The organism is Spiroplasma endosymbiont of Andrena trimmerana (assembly GCF_964019575.1).
Taxonomy (GTDB): Bacteria; Bacillota_I; Bacilli_A; order Mycoplasmatales; family VBWQ01; genus Spiroplasma_E.
The window spans coordinates 761,090-776,418 of record NZ_OZ026455.1; the positions used below are offsets into that span (position 1 = coordinate 761,090).

The window sequence follows — 15,329 nt, forward strand, 5'->3', positions numbered from 1 at the left end:
AATTCACCGCAAGATAATTTATTAATTATTTTGATTTTTGTGTTATGATTATTTTGTTAGTAAAAATATATAAAATTAATAATACTGTCTAGGAGTTTTATATATGCAAGAAAATTTTTATATTAAAAAAATATATTATGGTGCTTATGTTAAAAATATAATTTTACCTATGAGTGCTATATTAAATAATAAGCGTAATGAAATTGGTGTTAAAAATTTAGGTATTAATGATAAAAAGTTACGTAATAATGCAATTCGTACTAAAACAAAATTAATACATAAAGCGTATCATAATTTTTATAATTCAAAAGTTTTAAGTTTTGTTACTTTAACTTATGCTAATAATATGCAAGATATTAATAAAGCAAAACATGATATTGCTATATTCTTTAAACGTTTAAAACGTTGATGAAATAATCCAAAACGTATTAAGTATTTAGGTGTGAACTTAAATATATGTATGTTTATGAATATCAAAAACGAGGTGCTATACATTTTCATATTTTATTTAATAGAAAAATACATAAAAGTATGTTACCACAATGATGACCATTTGGTTTTAATGATGTAAGAGTAGTTAGAAAAGGTACAAATGAAAATATAGTTAAATATTTAAGCAAATATGTAGTAAAAGTACAAAATGATATAAAATCTCAAAATCAATATGATTTAGGTGTGCGTGCTTATACTTTTTCTCGTAATTGTTCTAATCCCAAATTAGTTAAAGGTCAAAAAGTGATGTTGTATCAACGTTTAATTGATGCTTCTGTTAATGCTTTACATACACAATTTTTTAAAAAGAAAATTGATAATTTAGGTCGTACTATTCTTTTTGGTGGAAGTTTTGATACTACTGTTTTTGGTGATAATTTTAAGGATTTTGAACCTTATGTAAGTTTAGAAAGTTTGCGTTTACGAAATTATTTAAAAACTAATTTTGGAAAAAGAATTTTACATTAGAAAATATTTTGATATAATTTTTAGTGATTAATAAAATAAATAAAGGAAAAATCTATATTTATGAAAAATTGTCCTTATAAATATGAAAAATATAATTTTAATGTAAACTGTAATTATAATAATAGTATAAATTATTGTTCTGAAATAAAAAATAAGAGTTTTATTTGTTCTAATTGTCTTAATAAACAACTTATAAGTAGTAATTATGTTTATATTGGATATTGTAATAATAATTATGAAGTTCATAATAAAGATTTATGCGGTAAATTAATTGATAATGATGAAATAAGTTTTGTTTGTAGTTATCGAAGTTGTGGAAAAATATCATTTAATATACTTTCTGGTAAACCAATGTATAATATTGCTGTATTAAATAATAAAAGTTTAGAGGTTTTAGATATTTTAAAACAAAAGAAACAAGATATTTTATTTTCTTTATTAAAAGAATATTTTTTTGCATTAAAATTGAAACTTAATTCTTGTGCTACTTTGCTAGCAAGAAAATTATTAATACATTTTGCTTGTGAATTAGGCTGTAAATATAAAAGAGATGAAAAATTTCCTTATTATGTAAATCATATTAAAGAAAGTCAGTTATTAGGTAAAAATTGAGCTAGTAAGTTAGATTTAGTTAAAAATCTTGGTAATAATGAAAATCATCAATTAAAAGTAGCAACAGATAAAGAATTAAGCATTGTTAAATTTGTTATGGAAGAATTAATTAATTCTCACTTTCTTGTTGAAAATTTATAAAAAATATTAGAAAAATACTTGTATATATATATATATATATATATAATGGTTATTGTCATAAAGATAATTACTGTGTCCTAGACAGACATTATTTTTCTTTATGGCGTTTTTTGTTGTTTTTTATTTTTTTTATGTTATATTATAATTAATAATGTTAATTACCCGCATTATTAATCTGACTTAAATTAAGTCTCTGTCTAGGAGGTTAAGATGTATTTTTTATGTCAATTGACAAAAATTAGAAATAATGAAGTAATTAAAGATGAGAAAAGTGGTAAGTCCAAAAATTATGATGTACTTACTTTTTCGCCGTTTTATGTTACTGATAAAGGTATTAAAATATCAACTGGTGAAAAATCTAAGGATAAATGAGTTTTACATGATAGTGAATTATTTACTAAACTTTCTAAAATGAATTTAAGTCTTGGTTCTTATTATGATGTTGAAATAACGTGAGAAGCAAAAATTATTGACATACATAATTTAAAAACTAAATAGTTATTTATTATAGGGTAATTGTTAAATAATTATTTAAAGGATTTAAGTTATGTCAAAAATTAATAATTGTGCTTGTGAACAACATTTTCATTTAGCAATGTATATATGTAAACTTTGTGATCAAGTTATTTGTCCTAAAAGAGTTTTACAAAATTTATATACTGGAAAATATTACTGTCCAAATTGCATATTAGATATTGCTTTAGTTAAACAAAAAGAACAATTACAACAAAAAGAAAATTAAAAATTAAATAAGGGGCATATATATACTTTTTAGTGTATTTTTGCCCCTTACTCTAATTAGTATAAATATGCTCCTTATTAATAAAGTAAGGAGTTTTATTTATGCCTAACGAATTAGAACAAACTAGTAATTATACTTTAACTAAAATTTTAAGAACTGGATTAAGTCCATTAAGTGCTATGGTAGGAGTTAGTGCTTATTATGGTCAATATTTAAAAGACCCAATTTTAGGTTCTATTAATTCTTTGTTATTTAGTAAAAAGTTAGGAATTGATATATGGAATATTAATCAAAGACCTACTACTAGAAATAAAGTTATTAATAGTTATAAAAAGATATTTTTAGGTTTAGGAACAATTGGTTTAATTAATTATGCTAAGTTTGTTCAGTATGTAGATAAGTCAGTTTCTTTATTAAGAGATGAACCTTGTTTTTGGCCACCTTGTCCTACTGAACCACCAATTCCTACTCCAATACCAACTCCTAAGCCAGTAATTGATAAACCTTTTGTAGATTGAGATACTTATATATCTTTAAATAGTTTTGGTATAGCGAATGTTATTAGTGGTTTAACTGAATTAATACCTAATAGATTTGAAACTATACGTAAAATAGCAAATATGGGTCCTGGTGATTGTTTGATTAGTAGTGGTGTTGCAATGGGTATTAATAATAATTTTAATAATTATTTTGCTATTCCTACGATTATTGCCGGAACAAGTGAGATTATTAATACTTTATTGTTACCTTTGGGAAGTACATATAATAATACAGAATTACAAGAAGTATTTACAGATGAAAGAGCAAGATTAATTAATGGTAGTGTTAGTGATTATCAAAGTACAAATGACAGTATGGTTGATGTTGATTTAAATGATGATAGTATGTCGGAGATTAATTTAGATAGAGCAAGTTTAAACTGGGATTATTCTTATGCTTATACACTAGGTGGTGTTTAAAATGAAAAAAGATAAATGAAAAAATATGCCAAGACAAAAGTTGCATAAGAAAAAGGCAAAAAGAAATTTTGAACAGAGATTATATGAAAATATGAGTTTTGATAGTTTTTTAGGAGGTAGAAAATAATGGTTAAATGAATAGTTGTGATAATTGCTGTGCTTGGTACTGCTTGGGCTTTTAAGGGTACTATTAAAAAGATAATTTGAAAATTTAAACATAAAAAGCATAATGTAATTGACCCAGATTGTTGGTATTGTAAAGAACAAAAACGGAAAGAAAGAGCAAGAAAAGAATTAGAGGAGGGAGGTGATTAGAATGCCCGCAGGTTTAACCGCACTATTAAATATGATTGGAGGTATTGGCCAAAAATTATTAGAATCTTTTAGTTATGTATTTGATTGAGTATTTGCTGGTGACTCAATTATGACAAATTGACCGGTATTAATTCCAATATTTATGATGATCTTAGTATTTATTAAAGAATTCATAGGACATATTATTCGTGGATTTAGATAGAAAGAATTAAAGTTATTTTTAGGAGGTAATAGTTATGATTAAATTATTTTTTGCAATAATTTTTGTTTTTCCTTTATTGGGTAAACTTTTACCTTCTTTAAATAATATTGTGCAAAATATTTTACAAAGTTATATTACTGATTTTTCTGGTTTACATAATTTATCTTTGGTTATTAAAAGTTTTATTTTTGGTGATAGTTCACAACAAATAGTTTCTATGCCAGCACCATTGTTAGCAATTATTTTAGTACTTTTTACTTTTTCATTAATTTTAAAATTATTAAAAATAATATAGGAGTAGTTTATTATGGGTGTTGCTTTTATTTCAAAAATTTTAGAATTATTTACACAAATCTTTATGAAATTTTGAAATTTGCCAATGGCAGATTTAGGTTTTAACTTAGGAACTTTTGTTGTTTTTATTCTTTTAATAAAGTTTGCTATGTCAGTTTTTTTAAGTATTGATATTCAGCCAGTTTCTACATCGGGTACTGTAAAACAAAGTTATAAAAATATTAAGGGAAGTTCAAAATTTGTTGGAAAGCAAATTGCTAAACAACATGAAAGAAAACGTTTAAAAAATAAGGCTAAGGGTGTTGAAAATAAAAAAGGGAAGTTTGTAGGTAATTAATTATGAGTGATTTTGTGAATAGTATATTGCATTTAATTTTTATATTTTCTAATAAAGATATTTCAATATTTTTAAATCAACCAAATATTACTGATGAAGTTTATATTTTGTTTAATTTGACTTTTTGATTGGTATTAGGTGTATTTTTTAATTTTGTTTATCGTAGTATTAAATTTATTTTTAGGTCATTATTTGGGTAGGTGTTAAATATGAGTGTTTGAGATATTTATAATAAAATACATCAATGTATAGTTGATTATTGAACTATGTTTATAGGTAGTCCAGTTGATGATTTTACTACTATTTTATGAAATTTAGTAGTTTATGGAACTCAGTTTTTTATTGGATTTATTATATTTTATGGTTCATGGTGAATTTTAAAATGTTTATTTGGTAAATAATTATGTGATTTAAGTTTGTTAAATTATTTTTTGTTGTAAATAGTACTGTTCAAGCACCAACTAGTTTAATTGTTTCTAATGCACCTAGTGAAAGTAATTACACTATAACTAGCGATATGGTTAAACCCGTTAAATATAATGATTTTAATGATTGAGCAACTATTCCATGAAACTCTGCTTATTTTGATGTTGGCCAACCAGATTTAAAATTAGTTTCTGCTGTTGTACATAAAACTACTGATACTCCTTATTCAATTCAATTTCATTCTGATGTTGTAGGTAATTTTGATAGACGAGTTAGTGATTTATCTACAAATTATGATTTTACAGAGCAAGATTTAGACCAGTTATCTCTTATTTTATTTAATCATAATTATATACAAACTGGTAAGTTTAATGAGTTAGTTTTTTGAAATTATAATGTTTCTAATAATTTAAGTTTTAAGTTGACTTTTGAAATTACAAAACCTTTGAGTTTTTATATACAAGGTTTTATGTTTTATATTTCTGCTGAATATTTTAGTTATTTTTCTTCTATTTATACATTTTCATTTTTAGATTATGAAGGTAATATTCGTTATAATTTTAAAGGTGTATTAAATGATAAAGATAGTGTTTACAATTTAGGAAAATATAATTTTGTTACTATGCCGGTTCGTGTTCCAAATTTAAAGCATTTAACAATTGATTTTGATTTATCTTCTTTAACTAATCGTGACGGTTTGCATGTTAAGTTTGGTCAGATGAATATTTTTTCTGCACAAGATATTAATCCAGTACCACCAATTAGTCCTTTTAACCCCGAGTATGAACGTGTGTCTTGATATGATGTTTTTGGACAATTACGTAATGTTTTTAGGTGACTACTTTATGGCGTTGTTGGTAAAGTTTTACCAGTAGAACCATTAAGACAGTTTCTTTTTACAACAGATAGTTTATTACGACATATTTTTTCAGATATTATTAGTACTGCTTTAAATGTTGATATTGTTAGTGGAATAGAAAATATTATACCTTTATGATTATTTGTTAGAGCAATTAGTTTAATTATAGGTTAGGAGTTTATTATGAAAAAGAAAGATTTATTTGAAATTTGTAGTGGAGTTGTTTTTTGTTTTTTAATATCATCGTTTACTGCTTTATTTTTTGATTTTGATGTAGATAAATTAAAGTTATTTTTTGAAAGCTGAGTTATACTTGTAAGTGCAAGTAAATAAAATTGCAAAAAATTCTCATATAAAAATTTCATAATGCTAAATTTAGTTTAGAAAAAAGTAAGGAGTTTTTATATGAGTTATAAACATCTTGGCATAGATGAAAGAATTTATATTGAGAATCAATTGAAATTTAAATTTAAAATTAGTGAAATAGCTAAAAATCTTAATCGAAGTATTAGTACTATTATTCGAGAAATTAATAGAAATAAAGATAATAATCATTATTTTTCATTAATTGCACAAAATAAAGCTGAAAATCGAAAACAATCACATATTAGTTTTCATAAGTTTAAAAATAAGAATTTAGTAAAATATGTACAACAAAAATTACTATTAGGTTGATCACCTGAACAAATTTATGGCAGAATTAAAAATTTTCATAAAGAATGAGTTATTAGTTTTAAAACAATTTATACTTGAATTTATTTTGGAATGCTTGATAAAGTTACTAGTAAAAATTTAAGAAGAAAAGGTAAAAAACGAAAATCTAAAGAAAATCGTGGCAAGTTTAATGGTAAATCAATTAAAGAACGAGATATAAATGTTAATGATCGTATAACACTTGGTCATTGAGAAGGAGATACTATAGTATCATCACGAGGTAAAAGCAAATCATGTTTAATAACTTTAGTTGAAAGAGTATCACGATTTACTTTAGCAATATTAGTTAAAAACAGAACTACTAAAGTTATTAATAAAAATGTCAGTTATTATTTATCAATTCTTCCTAAAAACATTGTTAAAACTATTACTTTTGATCGTGGCAAAGAATTTTCAAATTGACAACAACTTGAAAAAAATTTAGATGTAAAAATTTATTTTGCCAATCCATATTCACCTTGACAAAGAGGTACTAATGAAAATACTAATGGTTTAATTAGAGAAAAATTTCCTAAAAAATTTATTTTTTCAAAAACTAATAAAAATGAAGTTCATAAATTTATATTGTCTTTAAATCAAAAACCGAGAAAAATACTAAATTATCTTTCACCAATCGAATATTTGGATAGAAAAATAATTTAGTTGCACTTACCTTTACAATTTAGCATATGCTCAATTTCTTTTTGCAACTTTTTCTTACCCTTTTCTACAACTTGACTATATGCAAATTTTTCTAAATGATGTAATAGTCCAGTGCCAAATAAAGTATTAACTGAAAATTTTAAACCAACACTTTTAAATGATTTATTAATATTTTCAATAGGGTTATTAATAACATTTACTACTTTATGATAAGTTCTTATTATTCTAAATATTTCTCTATATACTTTAAAACTATCTCTAATTACTTGTTGTACCACTGGTGGAGCAAATGCTATTGCTTTTAATCATTTATTACGATTAATACCATAACCAATGTATCAACCACTATATCAACGATATCAATGAAATGGATGTATTTGAGTAACAAAAGTTTTTGCTTTAAGAATACTATCAACAACTGTAATTGGTTTATATTTAGGATTGCGATGATAAATAGTAATTGCACATTTATCTAATGACAAAGGTTGAATTTTACAACCCATAAATACTGGTGAATTTAATGGAATTAATTGTGCATGTTTAATTGCTCTTTTTTCTGCACTAGTAAATAAATCAGTTGCTTTTTCTTTTAATTTATTAATTTTTTCAAATGCTTGTTTTTCTAACTTTTCAAATTTTTCTTGTAATTTATATATACTTTCTCTTATTTTTTCAAAATATGGTGTATCTTTTCAAAATTTATTTAAACCTTTTTTTAAATAAAATCTAATATCAAAATATTTAAAACTTTGATTTGCTTTTAAAACAAGTTGATGAATAACATTATTTTTAAAATTAAATTTAATAGAATTAGCACGAATTTTTTGTAAATCTAAAATTAAAGTTTTTCCATATCTATTTTCTGAATGTATTGTATGAACTAAATTTAATCAATCATGTTGGTTCATAGATAGTACTTTTTTTAAATCAGTATTAAATTTTTTTAAAAAGTTATTTGCTTTTTCAATATCTTTAATTTTAAATTTAGGAGTTAATTGTGGACTTAATTTTATTAATGTATTTTGTAATAATAAATAATCTTTTAATTCTTGTGCTTCTAATTTTTGAAAATTATTTTTATATTGTCTTTCAGCAACATAACCTAAATCTCGTAATACTGTTTCACGATTAGGAGTAAAACTATAATTCATTAAATAACGTTTATTACCAATAATTTTATCTGTTAAAATTTCTTTTCCACTTACTTGACTAATAACTTCTTGTAAATTTTTGGCTTCTTTAATACCAACTTGTTTTAATGTTTTAGTTTCTTGTGCTAGTTTAATAAATTTAGTAGTACGATAACCACGACTAATTTTATTAAGTCCAGCAAATGCAGGTAATAAATTTAAGAAAGTATTTAATTTTGTTACATTTCCTTTTAAATAATCATAAACTTGATTAATAGTAAAATCAGTTGTAGCATAAATACCAAAATTAATAGTACTTGCAATAAAATCACTTGCACCTAATCCAAGGGCTACACTTTCACTTAATCCACCAGTAAAAGGAGCAAGTGCTACTGCAATTACTTGTACACCAATCATTTCTAAAATTTCTCATCAAAAACTTTTATTTTCTTGTTGGTTACTTGTTCTAGTATGTTTTGGTTTATTTATGTTTAAAAGTATTGCTGTACTAGTTGTACCAATTGGCATGGCATTTAATTTCCTTTATTTAAGAGTTATTTTAATTGGATTTGTTGTTCCTTTATAATTTAAATCATTATCATTTGCAGTAATAGTTATATATAAATCACCTGCTTTTTGTTTTTGATTACTTACATTAGTTTTACCTTGTGCATCACTAAAATATTTAATAGTTGGATTTGTTAAATTAGGATTTAATGATTTAAGTTCATTAGTACTTTTTATTTGTGTATTTAATTCACTATTATTGTTATTAACATTTGCAGTAATATCAGTTGTTAAATTTGTAATTTTAGTTTTTAAATCAGTTTTCTCTGCTTTAATAATTCCGCATAACATTCATCTTGATGTTGTTTCATTATTGGAAATATAAGGTATTGATTCTCCAACAACTTCACCAGCAACTTTATATGCTCTTCCTGCTTTATCATCTTTAATAAAGTCTACATAAATAATTGTTCTTTCTAACATGTATCTTTTCATTGCTCTTGGTGTTGCTAAAACAAAAGTCATTAGTTGTTGTTCATTTTTATCATTAGTAAAAATCATATAGTCATCAAGAACGATTTCACATAATACACCTTTTACATATAAATTATTTCCATTTAAACGTAATTGTTGCGCTAACTGATTATCGGTGATTAAACCTTTATTATCTGCTAAATAAACTAAACTATCATAAAGACCATTAGTAATAAAAAATTTACTATTTGCAATGTTTCTAAATTGAAACAAAGTATTTCAAGCAGATAACATTGATTTTAAATATCCTATTGGCGTTGTATCTTCAATATCTATTTTAGTAGCAGATTTTGCAATTGCTTGTGTATCATCAATTGCTAATTTATCTGCTAAATCATTTGCAACTTCATATTGCATGCTATCTAATAAATTTTGTCCATTATTTGCATTTAAATCTACATCTGCAATAATTTCTCCTGCAAGATATTTTTTAGTTATTTTTTTACTAATTTTATCTGTATCAACATATGATAATTCATATCTTTTACTTTTATCATCTCAAGCAATAATTTTTATTTCCGGTTTTTTTGGTTTTTTAACAATAAATTCAATATTTACTGAGTCAACAATTTCAGTAGGGAAAAAGTTTGCCCATGGACTATTTGAAATTTTAAAAAATTCTATAAATTCTGGTGCTTCTACTAATCTCTCTGTATTGTCTAAATTTTGATTAAATGGTACTGACATTTTATTTCTTCCTTTCGTTTATAAATAATTTTTCTTTTTATAATTGCTGAGTTATACTTGTAAGTGCAAGTAAATAAAATTGCAAAAAATTCTCATATAAAAATTTCATAATGCTAAATTTAGTTTAGAAAAAAGTAAGGAGTTTTTATATGAGTTATAAACATCTTGGCATAGATGAAAGAATTTATATTGAGAATCAATTGAAATTTAAATTTAAAATTAGTGAAATAGCTAAAAATCTTAATCGAAGTATTAGTACTATTATTCGAGAAATTAATAGAAATAAAGATAATAATCATTATTTTTCATTAATTGCACAAAATAAAGCTGAAAATCGAAAACAATCACATATTAGTTTTCATAAGTTTAAAAATAAGAATTTAGTAAAATATGTACAACAAAAATTACTATTAGGTTGATCACCTGAACAAATTTATGGCAGAATTAAAAATTTTCATAAAGAATGAGTTATTAGTTTTAAAACAATTTATACTTGAATTTATTTTGGAATGCTTGATAAAGTTACTAGTAAAAATTTAAGAAGAAAAGGTAAAAAACGAAAATCTAAAGAAAATCGTGGCAAGTTTAATGGTAAATCAATTAAAGAACGAGATATAAATGTTAATGATCGTATAACACTTGGTCATTGAGAAGGAGATACTATAGTATCATCACGAGGTAAAAGCAAATCATGTTTAATAACTTTAGTTGAAAGAGTATCACGATTTACTTTAGCAATATTAGTTAAAAACAGAACTACTAAAGTTATTAATAAAAATGTCAGTTATTATTTATCAATTCTTCCTAAAAACATTGTTAAAACTATTACTTTTGATCGTGGCAAAGAATTTTCAAATTGACAACAACTTGAAAAAAATTTAGATGTAAAAATTTATTTTGCCAATCCATATTCACCTTGACAAAGAGGTACTAATGAAAATACTAATGGTTTAATTAGAGAAAAATTTCCTAAAAAATTTATTTTTTCAAAAACTAATAAAAATGAAGTTCATAAATTTATATTGTCTTTAAATCAAAAACCGAGAAAAATACTAAATTATCTTTCACCAATCGAATATTTGGATAGAAAAATAATTTAGTTGCACTTACCTTTACAATTTAGCAATTAATTAAAAAATTTTCTTTATCATTTGTTTTATTATTAATAATTATTTGTTTATTGCCACCTGTATTAATTGTTTCTTTAAATACTGGTTGTTCTTTAATTATTTTTTTAATAGTTTCTTCAATTTTTGAATTTTCTAAATTATTAGTTTTAAATTTTAAAAATTCATAAAATTCTTTTTTAACTTGATATTTTTTAAATATATTAATTATTTCTTTTTCTTTAATTTCTTGATTAAGTTTATTTAACTTATTTTCTAATTCAACAATCTTAATTTCTTGCTCTTGTTGTAAATTATTATTTTCAGTTAAAGGTTCAGTATTTTGTTCAACATTAGTTTCATTTTCTAACATTTAAATCACACCTTTATTATTTATTTTCTTTTCCATTAATTTTTTCATTAAGTTTTGCTAATTTTTTTTTGATGTTTCATCACTTTATTATTTCTTCTAATATGTTTTGGAGTTGTGATAAATCTTTTTAATAAAACAATAATTTCTCTGCAAATTAATGTTCCAACACTTGTTCCAATAATTATTAATTCATGTAAAAATTCTTTCATTTCAATATTTTCCTTTCAATTATTTATTTTTTAATTATTCATCAAATTGACCACCATTAATTCTTTCAATCATAGATTTTGAATTACTTATAATGCTTACTAATAAGGCAATTTCTTTATTTAATTGTTCCATTCTCTCTTTATATGTCTGAATTTCATTATTATAATATTCAAGTAATTTTTCTTTATTCATAAATTATTCACCTCCTTTATAAACTCATGTGATTATAATCTCAATTTAGTGAAGCATTATCATGATTTAATGGAACTTCGCTCATATTATCACTACCATATTGACTAGTTGTTTCACTATTAATTGTGAATCTATTATCATTAATAAGATTTGCAGTTTCATTTGTAAATGAAGTTTCTTGCATTTCAGTATCATGATTAATTTCAATAGGTAATAAATTATGGATTATTTCACTTGCATCAGCAATTATGGTAGGTACTGCATAAGCATTATTAAAATCATTATTTATACCCATTGCTACACCACTTGAAATCAAACATCCACCAGTTGCCATATTACAAATCTTTCTTATTGTTTCAAATTTATTAGGTATTAACTCAGTTAATCCACTAATAAGATTTGATATACCATAAGCATTTAAACTAATATATGTATCTCAATCCATTAATGACTGATTTTCTTGTTTATTTAATAGTAATCATGGAGGACCCTCAGTTGTAGTTGTAGTAGTTATTGGCATTGGTGTTGTTGGAACAATTGGAGTAATATTATTCTTTGTTCATTTACTATAATTTGCTAATCCAATTGTTCCTAAACCTAATAATATTTTTTTACTACTATTAATTAATTTAGTTTTAGTATTTGGTCTTTGATTTAAATTTCAAATATCTAAACCTAATTTTTTACCAAATAATAAACTATTAATTGAACCTAATACTGGATTTGCAATCACTTGACCATAATAAGCACTTGTACCAATCATTGCACAAATTGGACTTATTCCAATTCTAATTAATTTAGTTAAAGTATAATTTGATTGATTTTCTATACTTGGCATTTTATTCTCCTTTAATTTTCTAATTTTTTAATTGTTACTTTAATTCAACCTTGATAAAAATCATTATCACCAACTATTAATGCAACATTACTTTCTGGGTCAGAAACAATTATGTGTTTGGATTTAACATTTGGGTATTGTCTTAAAATAATTGCTCTAATATCATTACTTGTATGAATTGCTTTTGGAAATGGTGATAATATTTCAATTTCATCTTTATTTTCAAACAAAGTAGGTAATATTATCATTAGTCAAATTCACCTCTTTCAAGTCTTATAATTCAGTTTTCTAACTCATAAAGTTTGGATGAATATTCTATTAATGAATTATTTAATAAATCTATTCTTTCTTTCATAGAAATAATTAATTTTTCTTTATTCATAATTTAACTTTTCTTTTCTAACTCTTTTATTTTGTTTTTGTTTACAAAAGTTATTACATTTATGTGCATAAAATCTACCATAACCACATTTATTATTCTTTATTACTTTTAATAAAATTAGGAATTTTTAATTCATTTTTATTATTACTCATTATCAAATTCTCCATTTCTTATTAATTCAAGTAATTTCATAATTCTTTCTGGTTTATCATTTTCATAAGAATAATCACAACAATCACAATGATGTACATTAATATTTCATTCCTCTTCAATATAATCAATTAATTTTTGTTTAATCATTAATTTTTCTCCTTATTTTTAATTTGATTAGCAATTTCACTTAATATTTTTAATACTTTATATTCATTTTTTAATTCTTTAATAATAAATATTAAAAATATTATTAGTGTTATAGATGTTATTAATATTGGTATTATCAATAAAATTTTTCATAATATCATTTTTTACTCTTTTCATTTTTTAAATCATTTAACATTGATTGAACAAAATGCACGATTTTTAGGAATGTTTAAAGTGTTAAAGATTTGACCAGTTACTAAAATTTCATCATTTTTGTTTAATAAAATACAGCGTCTATAAAGTTTTGGGTTATTAAAAATTAAAGTAACATAATTTAATCCATTTCATTGACCACGAACACTATAATATAATTCCTTATTACCTTTTTCGTAATATTTTGCTTCAATAGTGTTACTCAGTTTTACTTTTAATTTGACATAATTTTCTTTATCTTTCATTTTTAGAATTCCTTAAATAATTATCAAAAATCAATATTTTCTTATGATTTTTTAAATAATATTGAATATGCTTATAAGCATCTTGTTCATGTTTTGTTAATTTTATATTTCCTTTATAATTTGTTATTTTATTTTTATTTTTTGGGTGATTTTCGAAATAATCTCAGTTAAAAACATCTTGAACTAATACCATTAATGCACCAATAATTTTAGGTGTTGATAATGGATTAGTTAATAATTGTTTTGAACTTAAAAAGAAATTTTCTACAATAACTAATATTTTTTTATCAATAAATTTTTCTTTATACATATTTTTAGTTCATAAAACAGTTAATGTATTAAATGTTTCATTAAAAACAATATTATTAGTTTCACTTGAATATATAACCATTCCATTATTACCAATTCCAGCAGGGTCAATTCCAATAATTAAGTCATATTGCATTAATTAAGTTAACCTCTAATAACCGTTTTAATAATTTCTAAATCACAATTACATCAACAATATTTACATTCTTCAATAAATTCTTTATGACCACAAACTAAATTATCTTTTTTTAAATCATCAATCAGTTTAATTAGCCCTATTTTAAATTCAATATCATCACTGTCTGGTATGCAAATCGTTTCTCTTTTAGTTAAATATTCTTTATCCATATTTATACCTCCTAATTAACTTAATATTTAAAATACAGTCATAACAAATTGCTTTACTATTTTTATCTCTTAAAAAATATTTTCTTGTTTTTATATCATTAGTATTAAAGAATAAATAATCTAATTTATTTTGTTTACATGTTCAACAAAAATACTTTTTCATTATGATTTGAAATTTCCTTATAAGAAGTAACTATATAATTAATTGCTAAATCATTATGCTTATATGGATTATTTATTTTAAAACCTTTTCTGTTTTCTTCTCACGTAATGTTATATTTAAAACAAGGATTAGTAATTTTAGTTTTGTTATCAGTTATTTCACCCATAAATCAACTATTATGCTGTTCATAAAATGTTAATGGTTCAAGTTTTATATCATTAAGATAATATTCTTTTGGAGTAATTGGTTTATTAACAGTTATTTTTTGGTCTTTAATATATGGTTCTAATAATTTTATTAATTCATTACCACTTAATTCTCTTTTAATATTTTCTAAATTAAAAACTCAATATGTGTAACTGTTATCAACAATAAAAGAATTATTTTTAATCATTCATTTTGGAAGTGATAATTTATATTCAACATAATCAATAAGAATAGATTGTGGTTTATCTTTAACAATTTGTTCTTTTTTAAATTCTATTTGCATAATAATCCTTTCCTAATATGTTCTGTTGCTTCTCGCCCAAAAAAATTTTTCAAAAAAAATAAAAAATAAAACCAACACTTGCTCACTGGGGAGTGGCAA

The 15,329-nt window shown here is 23.0% G+C and carries 31 protein-coding genes; 17 read left to right on the top strand and 14 right to left on the bottom strand.

Annotated elements, in window-relative coordinates; genetic code table 4:
- Window positions 1-103 precede the first annotated feature (103 nt).
- From AACL03_RS04405 to AACL03_RS04480, 16 genes are all read left to right on the top strand, one after another.
- Window positions 104-571 (top strand): hypothetical protein, encoded by a 468-nt coding sequence (locus tag AACL03_RS04405; protein WP_339039517.1) that lies wholly within the window; start codon window positions 104-106, stop codon window positions 569-571.
- Window positions 457-960, top strand: a complete 504-nt coding sequence (locus tag AACL03_RS04410; RefSeq protein ID WP_339039519.1) for a rolling circle replication-associated protein — start codon at window positions 457-459, stop codon at window positions 958-960. The genes AACL03_RS04405 and AACL03_RS04410 overlap by 115 nt, the downstream gene beginning before the upstream one ends.
- A 60-nt stretch (window positions 961-1,020) precedes the next feature.
- Window positions 1,021-1,713, top strand: a complete 693-nt coding sequence (locus AACL03_RS04415) for a hypothetical protein (protein WP_339039521.1) — start codon at window positions 1,021-1,023, stop codon at window positions 1,711-1,713.
- 210 nt (window positions 1,714-1,923) lie between these two features.
- Window positions 1,924-2,211 (top strand): hypothetical protein, encoded by a 288-nt coding sequence (locus AACL03_RS04420; RefSeq protein ID WP_339039523.1) that lies wholly within the window; start codon window positions 1,924-1,926, stop codon window positions 2,209-2,211.
- Window positions 2,212-2,260: 49 nt separating this feature from the next.
- Window positions 2,261-2,455, top strand: a complete 195-nt coding sequence (locus tag AACL03_RS04425) for a hypothetical protein (RefSeq protein WP_338959227.1) — start codon at window positions 2,261-2,263, stop codon at window positions 2,453-2,455.
- Between the two features lie 101 nt (window positions 2,456-2,556).
- Window positions 2,557-3,414 (top strand): hypothetical protein, encoded by an 858-nt coding sequence (locus AACL03_RS04430; protein WP_339039525.1) that lies wholly within the window; start codon window positions 2,557-2,559, stop codon window positions 3,412-3,414.
- 1 nt (window position 3,415) lies between these two features.
- Window positions 3,416-3,541 (top strand): hypothetical protein, encoded by a 126-nt coding sequence (locus tag AACL03_RS04435; RefSeq protein WP_339039527.1) that lies wholly within the window; start codon window positions 3,416-3,418, stop codon window positions 3,539-3,541.
- Complete coding sequence (locus tag AACL03_RS04440) at window positions 3,541-3,729, top strand: hypothetical protein (protein WP_174481232.1); 189 nt, start codon at window positions 3,541-3,543, stop codon at window positions 3,727-3,729. Before AACL03_RS04435 ends, AACL03_RS04440 begins: the two co-directional genes overlap by 1 nt.
- 1 nt (window position 3,730) lies before the next feature.
- Window positions 3,731-3,931: a hypothetical protein gene (locus tag AACL03_RS04445; protein WP_339039529.1), complete on the top strand. Its 201-nt coding sequence runs from the start codon at window positions 3,731-3,733 to the stop codon at window positions 3,929-3,931.
- 34 nt (window positions 3,932-3,965) lie between these two features.
- On the top strand, window positions 3,966-4,226 hold the full coding sequence (locus tag AACL03_RS04450) for a hypothetical protein (protein ID WP_338956747.1): 261 nt from the start codon (window positions 3,966-3,968) through the stop codon (window positions 4,224-4,226).
- A gap of 12 nt (window positions 4,227-4,238) precedes the next feature.
- The gene (locus AACL03_RS04455; protein ID WP_339039530.1) at window positions 4,239-4,562 is read left to right on the top strand and encodes a hypothetical protein; all 324 of its coding nucleotides are present in this window, start codon (window positions 4,239-4,241) and stop codon (window positions 4,560-4,562) included.
- 2 nt (window positions 4,563-4,564) lie between these two features.
- Complete coding sequence (locus AACL03_RS04460) at window positions 4,565-4,762, top strand: hypothetical protein (protein ID WP_339039532.1); 198 nt, start codon at window positions 4,565-4,567, stop codon at window positions 4,760-4,762.
- A gap of 9 nt (window positions 4,763-4,771) precedes the next feature.
- On the top strand, window positions 4,772-4,963 hold the full coding sequence (locus AACL03_RS04465) for a hypothetical protein (protein WP_174481228.1): 192 nt from the start codon (window positions 4,772-4,774) through the stop codon (window positions 4,961-4,963).
- A gap of 2 nt (window positions 4,964-4,965) precedes the next feature.
- On the top strand, window positions 4,966-6,021 hold the full coding sequence (locus tag AACL03_RS04470) for a hypothetical protein (RefSeq protein WP_339039534.1): 1,056 nt from the start codon (window positions 4,966-4,968) through the stop codon (window positions 6,019-6,021).
- 9 nt (window positions 6,022-6,030) lie between these two features.
- Window positions 6,031-6,180 carry a hypothetical protein gene (locus tag AACL03_RS04475; RefSeq protein ID WP_339039536.1) on the top strand — a complete coding sequence of 50 codons (150 nt, stop codon included), beginning with the start codon at window positions 6,031-6,033 and terminating at the stop codon, window positions 6,178-6,180.
- A gap of 72 nt (window positions 6,181-6,252) precedes the next feature.
- The gene (locus AACL03_RS04480; protein ID WP_339038665.1) at window positions 6,253-7,203 is read left to right on the top strand and encodes an IS30 family transposase; all 951 of its coding nucleotides are present in this window, start codon (window positions 6,253-6,255) and stop codon (window positions 7,201-7,203) included.
- On the opposite strand, the gene AACL03_RS04485 is transcribed toward AACL03_RS04480, so the two are convergent.
- The gene (locus AACL03_RS04485; RefSeq protein WP_339039538.1) at window positions 7,200-8,861 is read right to left on the bottom strand and encodes a hypothetical protein; all 1,662 of its coding nucleotides are present in this window, start codon (window positions 8,859-8,861) and stop codon (window positions 7,200-7,202) included. The genes AACL03_RS04480 and AACL03_RS04485 overlap by 4 nt on opposite strands.
- A gap of 15 nt (window positions 8,862-8,876) precedes the next feature.
- Window positions 8,877-10,061 (bottom strand): hypothetical protein, encoded by a 1,185-nt coding sequence (locus AACL03_RS04490; RefSeq protein WP_339039540.1) that lies wholly within the window; start codon window positions 10,059-10,061, stop codon window positions 8,877-8,879.
- A gap of 149 nt (window positions 10,062-10,210) precedes the next feature.
- Between AACL03_RS04490 and AACL03_RS04495 the strand changes: the two genes are divergently transcribed.
- On the top strand, window positions 10,211-11,161 hold the full coding sequence (locus AACL03_RS04495) for an IS30 family transposase (RefSeq protein ID WP_339038665.1): 951 nt from the start codon (window positions 10,211-10,213) through the stop codon (window positions 11,159-11,161).
- Between the two features lie 19 nt (window positions 11,162-11,180).
- Here AACL03_RS04495 and AACL03_RS04500 read toward each other — a convergent pair whose 3' ends face one another.
- The 12 genes from AACL03_RS04500 to AACL03_RS04555 all read right to left on the bottom strand — a co-directional run bounded on the left by AACL03_RS04500 (window position 11,181) and on the right by AACL03_RS04555 (window position 15,230).
- On the bottom strand, window positions 11,181-11,540 hold the full coding sequence (locus tag AACL03_RS04500) for a hypothetical protein (RefSeq protein WP_339039542.1): 360 nt from the start codon (window positions 11,538-11,540) through the stop codon (window positions 11,181-11,183).
- A gap of 47 nt (window positions 11,541-11,587) precedes the next feature.
- Window positions 11,588-11,749 carry a hypothetical protein gene (locus AACL03_RS04505; RefSeq protein ID WP_339039544.1) on the bottom strand — a complete coding sequence of 54 codons (162 nt, stop codon included), beginning with the start codon at window positions 11,747-11,749 and terminating at the stop codon, window positions 11,588-11,590.
- Between the two features lie 34 nt (window positions 11,750-11,783).
- A complete protein-coding gene (locus AACL03_RS04510) occupies window positions 11,784-11,942 on the bottom strand; it encodes a hypothetical protein (RefSeq protein ID WP_281747961.1) in 159 nt (52 codons plus the stop codon).
- Window positions 11,943-11,958: 16 nt separating this feature from the next.
- Complete coding sequence (locus tag AACL03_RS04515) at window positions 11,959-12,780, bottom strand: hypothetical protein (RefSeq protein WP_339039546.1); 822 nt, start codon at window positions 12,778-12,780, stop codon at window positions 11,959-11,961.
- Between the two features lie 11 nt (window positions 12,781-12,791).
- On the bottom strand, window positions 12,792-13,028 hold the full coding sequence (locus AACL03_RS04520) for a hypothetical protein (protein WP_338958883.1): 237 nt from the start codon (window positions 13,026-13,028) through the stop codon (window positions 12,792-12,794).
- Window positions 13,028-13,162: a hypothetical protein gene (locus AACL03_RS04525; protein WP_338956809.1), complete on the bottom strand. Its 135-nt coding sequence runs from the start codon at window positions 13,160-13,162 to the stop codon at window positions 13,028-13,030. Before AACL03_RS04525 ends, AACL03_RS04520 begins: the two co-directional genes overlap by 1 nt.
- 144 nt (window positions 13,163-13,306) lie before the next feature.
- Window positions 13,307-13,462: a hypothetical protein gene (locus tag AACL03_RS04530; RefSeq protein WP_338956806.1), complete on the bottom strand. Its 156-nt coding sequence runs from the start codon at window positions 13,460-13,462 to the stop codon at window positions 13,307-13,309.
- Window positions 13,462-13,623, bottom strand: a complete 162-nt coding sequence (locus AACL03_RS04535; RefSeq protein WP_339039549.1) for a hypothetical protein — start codon at window positions 13,621-13,623, stop codon at window positions 13,462-13,464. The genes AACL03_RS04530 and AACL03_RS04535 overlap by 1 nt, the downstream gene beginning before the upstream one ends.
- A 3-nt stretch (window positions 13,624-13,626) precedes the next feature.
- Complete coding sequence (locus tag AACL03_RS04540) at window positions 13,627-13,920, bottom strand: hypothetical protein (protein ID WP_338956800.1); 294 nt, start codon at window positions 13,918-13,920, stop codon at window positions 13,627-13,629.
- Window positions 13,910-14,365 (bottom strand): hypothetical protein, encoded by a 456-nt coding sequence (locus AACL03_RS04545; RefSeq protein WP_339039551.1) that lies wholly within the window; start codon window positions 14,363-14,365, stop codon window positions 13,910-13,912. Before AACL03_RS04545 ends, AACL03_RS04540 begins: the two co-directional genes overlap by 11 nt.
- An 8-nt stretch (window positions 14,366-14,373) precedes the next feature.
- Window positions 14,374-14,577, bottom strand: a complete 204-nt coding sequence (locus AACL03_RS04550; protein ID WP_338956796.1) for a hypothetical protein — start codon at window positions 14,575-14,577, stop codon at window positions 14,374-14,376.
- A 134-nt stretch (window positions 14,578-14,711) separates the two neighbouring features.
- Window positions 14,712-15,230 carry a hypothetical protein gene (locus tag AACL03_RS04555; protein WP_338956794.1) on the bottom strand — a complete coding sequence of 173 codons (519 nt, stop codon included), beginning with the start codon at window positions 15,228-15,230 and terminating at the stop codon, window positions 14,712-14,714.
- Between the last annotated feature and the right edge of the window lie 99 nt (window positions 15,231-15,329).